This is a genomic window from Acinetobacter sp. YH12137 (assembly GCF_013418535.1).
Lineage (GTDB): Bacteria > Pseudomonadota > Gammaproteobacteria > Pseudomonadales > Moraxellaceae > Acinetobacter.
In genome coordinates this window covers 1-1,088 of sequence record NZ_VPBW01000096.1, presented here as the reverse complement: position 1 = coordinate 1,088, position 1,088 = coordinate 1, and the positions used below count along the sequence as shown (strand labels likewise).

1 protein-coding gene is annotated in these 1,088 nt (G+C 37.5%); it reads right to left on the bottom strand.

The features are described from left to right. Positions 1–8: 8 nt before the first annotated feature. A complete protein-coding gene (locus tag FTU72_RS16245; RefSeq protein ID WP_253105210.1) occupies positions 9–977 on the bottom strand; it encodes an IS30 family transposase in 969 nt (322 codons plus the stop codon). Between the last annotated feature and the right edge of the window lie 111 nt (positions 978–1,088).

The following is a 1,088-nucleotide window of genomic DNA, read 5'->3' as shown; positions in this document are numbered from 1 at the left end:
GGGCGAATTCAAACATGAGGTGCGACAGTTTCAAAAGCCTTATGATAATCAACAAGCTGAGCAAATTTCTCTAATGGTGTAAGCCAATCTAACGCTTTTCTAGGACGAGTATTCAGTGACATGGCGACTTGATTTAAATAATGCTGATCTGCCTGATTTAAATCAATCCCTTTAGGTAAATATTGCCTAATTAAACCATTCATATTTTCGCATGTACCTTTCTGCCATGGCGAATGTGGGTCACAGAAATATACATCTATGCCTAAATCTTCTTCGAGGATTTTATGTTCTGACATCTCACGTCCACGGTCATAGGTCAACGTTTTACGTAGTTCTGCAGGTAAATATTTCAGAGCTTCAGTTAAAGCCTTGCGCACTGATTCTGCCTTTGCATCAGGTAATGTTGCCAAGATACAGAGCCGTGTATTTCGTTCAATAAGTGTTGCTATCGAACTTTTATTGTCTTTACCTTTAATTAAATCGGCCTCCCAATGACCCGGTATTTTTCTTTCTTGAACTTCGGCTGGGCGCTCATGAATAGTTTTAATATCCTGTAATATAGAATCTTTTTTAGGTTCACCGTTAGCTTTTCGCTTTTTATTTTCATGACGCAGACAGGATAATAAGTCTTTTTTCAACTCACCCTTTGGTAATGCTCGTATAGTTGAATAAATCGTTGTATGGCTTACATTCATTGTTTGATCCAAATCAGGAAATGTCTTTAAACGCTTTGCTATTTGCTGAGGAGACCATAAACAACGGATCGCTTCAACAATAAATCTCCAGAGAATTGAGTCGATTTTGAGTTTTCTGTGACCGCGTCTACGTCTAGCGAAGGTGTTATCAGAAGCATATTGAGCTTGATAAACGTCATTGATGCTATTTCTTTTAAGCTCACGATAGATCGTACTAGGATGTCTTTTAATGAGTTCAGCAAATTTTCTGGCTGAAAAGCCTTCTTTTCTTGACTCAAGCATTAATGCAGTACGATCTTCAAAGTTAAGATGATGGTATGACAATTTTATATACTCCATAAACCCTTTAAATTAATTAGGTGGTTTATGTCGCACTTCAAGTTTTACTCTGCC